The sequence below is a fragment of the Pseudomonas sp. genome (assembly GCF_026224925.1).
Classification (GTDB): domain Bacteria; phylum Pseudomonadota; class Gammaproteobacteria; order Pseudomonadales; family Pseudomonadaceae; genus Aquipseudomonas.
Genome location: NZ_JAMFRV010000046.1, coordinates 1 through 7,423, shown reverse-complemented (window position 1 = coordinate 7,423; position 7,423 = coordinate 1). Strand labels below are relative to the sequence as shown.

8 protein-coding genes and 1 pseudogene are annotated in these 7,423 nt (G+C 55.2%); 4 read left to right on the top strand and 5 right to left on the bottom strand.

What is annotated here, in order from left to right; all coding sequences use genetic code 11:
• Together M0974_RS02110 and M0974_RS02105 are read left to right on the top strand one after the other, a co-directional pair.
• Positions 1-180, top strand: a pseudogene (locus tag M0974_RS02110) (sulfate transporter CysZ); the annotation flags it as partial.
• A gap of 127 nt (positions 181-307) precedes the next feature.
• On the top strand, positions 308-652 hold the full coding sequence (locus M0974_RS02105; RefSeq protein WP_297832069.1) for a hypothetical protein: 345 nt from the start codon (positions 308-310) through the stop codon (positions 650-652).
• A gap of 21 nt (positions 653-673) precedes the next feature.
• On the opposite strand, the gene M0974_RS02100 is transcribed toward M0974_RS02105, so the two are convergent.
• Entirely contained in the window at positions 674-1,507 is an 834-nt protein-coding gene (locus M0974_RS02100; protein ID WP_297832066.1) for a helix-turn-helix transcriptional regulator, read from the bottom strand.
• Between the two features lie 79 nt (positions 1,508-1,586).
• Positions 1,587-2,252, bottom strand: coding sequence for a hypothetical protein (locus M0974_RS02095; protein ID WP_297832064.1), 666 nt, complete (start codon positions 2,250-2,252; stop codon positions 1,587-1,589).
• Between the two features lie 223 nt (positions 2,253-2,475).
• Between M0974_RS02095 and M0974_RS02090 the strand changes: the two genes are divergently transcribed.
• Entirely contained in the window at positions 2,476-3,651 is a 1,176-nt protein-coding gene (locus M0974_RS02090) for a glycosyltransferase family 1 protein (protein ID WP_297832061.1), read from the top strand.
• Positions 3,652-3,836: 185 nt separating this feature from the next.
• Here the strand turns inward: M0974_RS02090 and M0974_RS02085 are convergent, their stop codons facing one another.
• The 3 genes from M0974_RS02085 to M0974_RS02075 all read right to left on the bottom strand — a co-directional run bounded on the left by M0974_RS02085 (position 3,837) and on the right by M0974_RS02075 (position 6,235).
• Complete coding sequence (locus M0974_RS02085) at positions 3,837-4,940, bottom strand: NADH:flavin oxidoreductase (RefSeq protein WP_297832058.1); 1,104 nt, start codon at positions 4,938-4,940, stop codon at positions 3,837-3,839.
• A gap of 205 nt (positions 4,941-5,145) precedes the next feature.
• Entirely contained in the window at positions 5,146-5,628 is a 483-nt protein-coding gene (locus M0974_RS02080; protein ID WP_297832055.1) for a glutathione peroxidase, read from the bottom strand.
• A gap of 121 nt (positions 5,629-5,749) precedes the next feature.
• Positions 5,750-6,235, bottom strand: coding sequence for a peptidylprolyl isomerase (locus M0974_RS02075; RefSeq protein WP_297832053.1), 486 nt, complete (start codon positions 6,233-6,235; stop codon positions 5,750-5,752).
• 300 nt (positions 6,236-6,535) lie between these two features.
• On the opposite strand from M0974_RS02075, the gene M0974_RS02065 reads away from it, so the two are divergent.
• Positions 6,536-7,423: AAA family ATPase (locus tag M0974_RS02065; protein ID WP_297832050.1), on the top strand; the 888-nt coding region annotated here is incomplete at its 3' end.

The window sequence follows — 7,423 nt, the reverse complement described above, 5'->3', positions numbered from 1 at the left end:
CGGCAGAAGCGTTGGCAGAGCTTGGGTTTTGGCGCAATTGTCTATTTGGTGCTGCTGATACCGTTCGTCAACTTGCTGATGATGCCCGCAGCCGTGGCGGGTGCTACGTTATTTTGGGTCAGTGAAGGTGGGCATCTGGCCGTGGAGAAACAGGTTACTGGGCGTAGACACCGCACATAATATTTATCTATGTGTTTGCAACTGATGCAATCCGCTCTAATGACTCCTCCACACCAACAAGTCCATTTGCAACACCGATATGAGCATGATGCTCGATAGCATGGACGCGAAATAAAGGATGATATTCATGAGCAAAGTAATTAACCCAGCAGTAGCCAGTCACCAGGAAGGCTGGGAAAATTTAGCAAATACCGTGCGCCCTCTTCTGAGCGCGGCACTGTCTGGGATGAATCCCGACGAAGTATTTATCAACGGCGTGAACAACCTGACTGAACGTTTGGTCATCGACTCGACTTCTCTGACCAATGCAACAGTGCAATGTATTCTCGACAAAGAAGAACCTACCTATTCATTCGTCAACGCAGGTTTGTTTTCTGTTGCGTACTCCTTCGCTGACGAGCACCGAGTGTCAGGGCCGGACGCTGAAGCATTGAGCGAAATCATCACTAATCTGGTTCGTACCTTAGGTTAATGACGTACGTTTGGTGATCCCTCACCGGATCACCATCATCTGAACATGAAGCCGCTCGGTCGCGTCGTCGGCAGGACACAGGCATTCGATTCGCAACTCTTGTGCGGCAATGGTTTGCGGGGTCCCAACGGTTGTGACCATCGAAAAGTAGTTAAGAATATTGCCGTCTTTAATGAAACTCAGCGGTATGAAGGGCATGACAGGTTGCACGCTTGGTCCTTCGGCAGCCTTCCATTGAGTTTTTAGGTCGGGATAAGCGACCAAATCAGCCAGTAATTTTTTGGTCTTCTCATCGACAACTCGCCCGACGGATTCTCGATGCACCCGTTGGATCAAACTTTTTGCCACCCCTTCCCAATCGGCCACAAACGGGCGCATCCCCTGTGGATCAAACATCAGGTGCAGCATATTCCTGGGACTTTTACGCGCGGTCATGTCGATAAAGCAGTTAAAGAAACGCGGCGCAGACACGTTGGTCATTAGCACATTCCAGTAACGATCCATCACCACCGCCGGGAACGGCTCATGCTGGCGCAGAATCCGCTGCAGGGCTTTGGTCACGCTATGCATTTCCAAAGCATCCCAAGCGCTCTCGGAGTACATAGGTGCATAGCCCGACGCTAACAACAGGCTGTTGCGATCGCGCAGAGGAATGTCCAGTGACTGCGCGATGTCCATCAATGTTAAGCGGCCGGGAACGCTGCGGCCACTCTCGATAAAGCTGATATGCCGCTGCGACACACCCGTATCCAGCGACAGCTCGAGCTGACTTTTGCCGCGCATATCGCGCCAATAGCGCAGCAAAATCCCCAGCTCGGTGGCCGGCGCCTTGGTGGTGATGCTCGTTGAATTCATCACTTGCTCCGTTCGCGATTAGGCTCGAATTTGACCGTGCAGGGTTCGGCGCTACCCAAACCCTACGCACTTCTACCCGTTAAGCGGGCGACCAGACCTGAGGCTGAAAGCGCTCCTCAACCGGGGTATTGGCCATGTTTGTCGTGGTGGCCGCCATCGTCGAAATACCGATACTGATGATGACTTCGAAAAACTGACTCTGGGAATATCCCGCAGAGATGAAGGCTTGTATATCAACCTCAGTCAGATTCCCGCGCTTTTCCATCAAGGCTCTGCTGATTGCCGAAAGCGCCGAATACTTCGCGTCCTTGGGTAGTTTTCCGCTGCGAATAGCGTCGACATCACCCTGCGACATACCGTCCTCAAGAGCAAACGTAGAGTGCGCCGCAACCGTCCATGGGCATTTGAGCGTAACCGCATTGGTCAACAGCAGGGTTTGCTTCTCGCATTCATCCAAGCTACCGCCGTGAAAACTGCCGAAGCTGCCAGCAAACCCGTTAAGCAAAACCGGGCTCTCAGCCATCGTGGCCATGACGTTCGGCAGGAATCCGAATTTCTCGGTGAGTAGCTGGAGGGTTTGTTTGGATTTTTCCGGGGCTGATTGAAGGGTATGGAGCATAAAGGTTGGCATGGTGGTGATTTCCCGAGTTGAACATGGATGGGTTTGTGTTCTGTTCGGTGCTGATAGGCACACCGTGTTTGCAGAAGACATCGCCGATTCTATCCATGGCTCGTATTGGCTCAATTACCCCGCAGGTAATCGAAGGGATACAACCCGGGACCAATTGAGGCATTGCCTTGCTTAACACCTCCCTCATTAAATTTGAATTAACAAATACAGAAGTATCGGTCCGGAATATTGATAAATGGCTCATTGCGCCACTTATAAATCCATTAATACCCCCTGCGTCACAATTTCATCACTCAACAGCCATCTCCGCGACATGAGTTCAGTCGACACTGATTCCATGAACGCACCTCTACACGTCACCCTGGTCACCGAAACCTTCCCGCCTGAAATCAACGGCGTGGCCAATACGCTTGGCCGGCTGTGTGACGGTTTGCGCTTGCGCGGGCATCGCGTCGAACTGGTTCGGCCGCGCCAAGTGGACGACCATAGCCAAACGGTGGGCGCCGATCTGTTGTTGTGCCGTGGCTGGCCGATTCCGGGTTACTCAGGTTTGCAATGGGGGCAGTCGTCGATGCATAAGCTGCTGCGGCGCTGGACGCGGCAACGACCTGATGTGTTGTACATCGCAACCGAAGGGCCGCTGGGTTTGTCTGCGTTGCGCGCCGCGAGGCGTCTGGGGATCAATGTCATCAGTGGCTTTCACACCAACTTCCAGCAGTACAGCATCGAGTATGGGTTCGGTTTTTTTACGCGCGTACTGACCCACTATCTGCGTTGGTTTCACAATCGCTCACAGATGACGGTGGTGCCCAGTATCAGTCAGAAACTGGAACTGGAACGTCGTGGGTTCGAGCGTATTGAACTACTCGCGCGCGGAGTCGACAGCCAGCTGTTCCACCCTGCGAAGCGCTCGACGGCTCTAAGGGAAAGTTGGGGATTGAAGGGCGGCGACATTGCTGTGCTGCACGTCGGCAGGCTTGCGCCAGAGAAAAATCTTGGGCTGTTGAAAACCAGTTTTGAAGCCTTACAAACGACGTATCCACGACAGAGATTGAAGATGATCGTGGTGGGCGACGGCCCTCAACGCGCCGCGTTAGAACAACAGCTGCCGGACGCAGTCTTCTGTGGGATGCAGCGCGGGGAATCATTAGCGGCGCACTATGCATCCGCCGACCTGTTTGTGTTCCCGAGCCTGACTGAAACCTTCGGTAACGTGGTGCTGGAAGCGTTGGCCTCGGGGCTGGGCGTTATCGCCTATGACGAAGCGGCCGCCGCGCAGCACATTCGCCACGGCCACAATGGCGCTCTGGCGATGCCTGGGAATGAGGAAGGTTTTATCGACGCCGCACGCTGGGTACTCGAAGATAGCGAAACCTTGCGCAGGGTCCGCCTGAATGCGCGGCAGCACGCCAGTCGTCAGGGTTGGGAGGCGATTATCGACGTGTTCGAAAGGCAGCTACGGATTGCAATCGAGCAGGGCAAAGTGATGCCGATGGGGCATGTTCAACTGTAGGCAATTTCAACTATTTGCAGTAGCCCAAATCCCTGTGGAAGATTCTATGTTTGAGGGCAATTCACAGTCCCCGGTGGGAGCGAACTTGTTCGCGATGAAGGGAGCGCCGCGGTATGCCTGATAAACCGCGTCGCCCGCTTCCCGAATAAATTCGGTCCCACAGAGTCTCAATCCTACCGTTTGCATCAAACCAACGTGGTTAACGCCTCACGACTGAAGGGGAGGATGTCCTCCTCGCGGCCATCGCGTACTTTTTGCGCCCAATCTGGATCGACCAACAACGCACGGCCGACCGCTACGAGATCAAATTCGTCGTCGTTCAGGCGTTTCAGCAAATTGTCCAGGCTCGCTGGTTGCGCGACTTTGTCGGTGTTGACCATGAACTGCAAGAACTCGCCATCCAGCCCGACGCTGCCCACGGTAATCGTCGGTTTACCCGTCAGTTTGCGCGTCCAACCGGCAAGGTTGAGGTCAGAACCTTCAAACTCTGGCTCCCAAAACCGACGTGTCGAACAGTGGAAAATATCCACGCCAGCATCGGACAGTGGCTTGAGGAATTCGCCCAACGCTTCAGGAGTAAGGACCAGGCGCGCGGTGTAATCCTGCTGCTTCCATTGAGAGAAACGGAAAATGATCGGAAAGTCAGGACCGACCGCAGCACGTACTGCCTTGATCAACTCAATGGCGAAACGCGAGCGACCCGCCAGATCGCCGCCGTATTCGTCGGTGCGCTGGTTGGTGCCTTCCCAGAAAAACTGATCGACGATGTAACCGTGGGCGCCATGGATTTCGACGCCGTCCATGCCGATGGCTTTGGCGTCGCTGGCGGCTTGAGCGAACGCATCGATCACGTCCCGGATGTCTTGTTTCGACATGCCATGAACCACAACTTGATCGTCCTTGAGCTTTTCCATGGGGCCGTAAGCGGGCACTTCACCATTGGGCTCAGTACCCAAGCGACGTACTGCGCCCACGTGCCACAGTTGTGGGACGATTTTGGCACCGGCGGCATGTACCGCATCGACAACCTTTTTCCAGCCTGCCAAGGGCGCTTCGCCAAAAAATTGCGGAACGTTCGGGTAACCGTTAGAGGCTTTGTGGTTGACCGTGGTGCCCTCGGTGATGATCAAACCAACACCCGCAGCGGCCCGACGACGGTAATACTCAATGACCTTGGAGTTCGGCACGCCGCCCGGAGAAAACGAACGGGTCATCGGTGCCATTACCACGCGAGACGGCAACTGCAAACTGCCCAGGCTGAAGGGTTTGAACAAAGCTTTAACGGGCATTTAATGCTCCTCGGGGATCCAGTGGGGGATGCCATGGCGCTCAGCATATGACCGGTCATCCCGTCGATGCCAGCACTATTGATTGCGGTGATTAAGGGCAACTCGCGGGGGCAATTGAACAACAAAAAGGGGGCGATGAGGGTCGTGATGAGGGAGCGGCGTGCCGGGACTGCAAGACCGCAACCCGGCGGGCGAAGCGATTAAATCACTTGAGTGCTTTTTCTATTGCTTGAATCACCGCAGGATCGTCTGGCGGCGTGCGTGGCGAGAACCGCGCGAGTACCCGGCCGTCTTTACCCACTAGAAACTTTTCGAAATTCCAAGTGATGTCGCCTGGAAACTCAGCGCCTTCACCGGCCAGCAAACGGTATAACGAATGGCGGTGATCACCATTTACGTCGAGCTTGCCGCCCAACGGAAAAGTAACGCCATAGTTCACGCTGCAGAAGGTTTGGATTTCTTCTTGGGTGCCAGGTTCCTGACCAGCGAACTGGTTGCAGGGCAGACCCAGCACGCTGAAACCTTTATCGTGAAAATCCTGATAAAGCTTCTCCAGCGCTGCGTATTGCGGTGTCAGGCCGCACTTTGATGCGACGTTAACGACCAACACTACTTTGCCTTTAAGAGGCGTGAGAGGCAGGTCCTGGCCATCCAGAGCTTTTAATACCGTGTCGTGAAAAGCGCTCATGACGAACTCCAAATAACTAGCGGACTAAAAAGGCGCCCGCATCAGGCTGCGAAAACGAACCCGTCGTTTTAACACTACCTGTCAGGGCGCCTTGCCGGTTAACTCAGCTTAGCAGCACAAATCAGTGGTGATGGCCGCCTTCGCCATGCACGTGACCATGGGCAACTTCTTCTTGGCTGGCATCGCGAATTTCAACGATTTTGACGTCGAAATTCAGGCGCTGACCGGCCAACGGATGGTTGCCATCAACGGTAACGTCATCACCATCCAGATCACGGACGGTAACGATTTGCATGCTGCCGTCAGGGCCGGAAGCGTGGAATTGCATACCCACTTCGAGTTCATCGACGCCTTCGAACATGCTGCGGCTCAGGGTACTGACCAGTTCAGACTGGTACTCGCCGTAAGCGTCTTCGGGTTCGATGGAGACTTTCAGTTGGTCGCCAACATTCTTGCCATCCAGTGCTTTTTCCAGCCCAGGGATGATGTTACCTGCACCCTGCAGGTAGACCAGCGGCGCGCCGCCAGCAGAACTGTCGATGACCTCACCAGCGTCGTTGGTCAGGGTATAGTCGATGGAGACAGCCTTGTTCGCGGCGATCGGCATGGGGCGAGACCTTTGCTTGAGAATTGAAGAACGAGCAAGTTTAACCAAGCCCTCGTCCGAAAGCGAACGCAACTCTGACGGACGGCCCATTGCACAGCAGCACAATAGATCAAACCTTTGTCTGCGGCTGGTGTGCGCGGAGCACAGATAACGATAACCTTACACCCCACTGAGTTACCGCGAAACAACAGCGCCGTGACCTGAAAGCCGTGATCTGAAAAATATAAGTACGTGACGTAAACCGATATTTTTGCCTGGCAGCCCATTGCTGCCCTTGCACTGCTCAATCGAGATGTCCGCATGCAAACTTTTTTCATCGCCCCTACCGACTTTGGTGTGGGTTTGACCTCCATCAGCCTGGGCCTGGTGCGCACACTTGAACGCGCAGGGCTCCAGGTTGGCTTTTTCAAGCCTATTGCCCAACCGCATCCTGGCGATACGGGGCCTGAGCGTTCGACAGAGCTTATCGCCCGTACCCACGGTCTCAAGCCGCCTAAACCGCTCGCGTTGGCGCACGTCGAGCGAATGCTTGGCGATGGTCAGTTGGATGAACTGCTGGAAGAAATCATCCAGCTCTACCAGGAAGCCGCAGTTGGCAAAGACGTGCTGATCGTCGAAGGCATGGTCCCGACTCGCCACGCCAGCTATGCCGCGCGGGTCAATCTGCATTTGGCTAAAAGTCTGGACGCGGATGTCATCCTTGTCTCCGCGCCGGAAAATGACGTGCTCAGCGAACTGTCCGGCCGGGTGGAATTACAGGCGCAGCTGTTCGGTGGCCCGCGGGACCCGAAAGTCCTCGGTGTGATCCTGAACAAAGTGCGCACCGACGAAAGCATGGAAGCCTTCGCCTCTCGCCTGAAAGAACACTCGCCACTCCTGCGCAGCGGCGAGTTCCGCCTGCTGGGCTGTATCCCGTTTCAAGCTGATCTAAATGACCCCCGCACCCGAGACGTGGCCGAGTTACTGGGGGCGCAAATCCTCAACGCTGGCGACTACGAGCAGCGGCGGATGTCGAAAGTCATCATCTGTGCACGCACCGTGCTCAACACAGTTGCACTGCTCAAGCCCGGCGTACTGGTGGTAACGCCTGGCGACCGCGATGACATTATCCTCGCGGTCAGCCTCGCGGCCATGAACGGCGTGCCATTGGCCGGTCTGTTGCTCACCAGCGACACGGTACCGGATCCG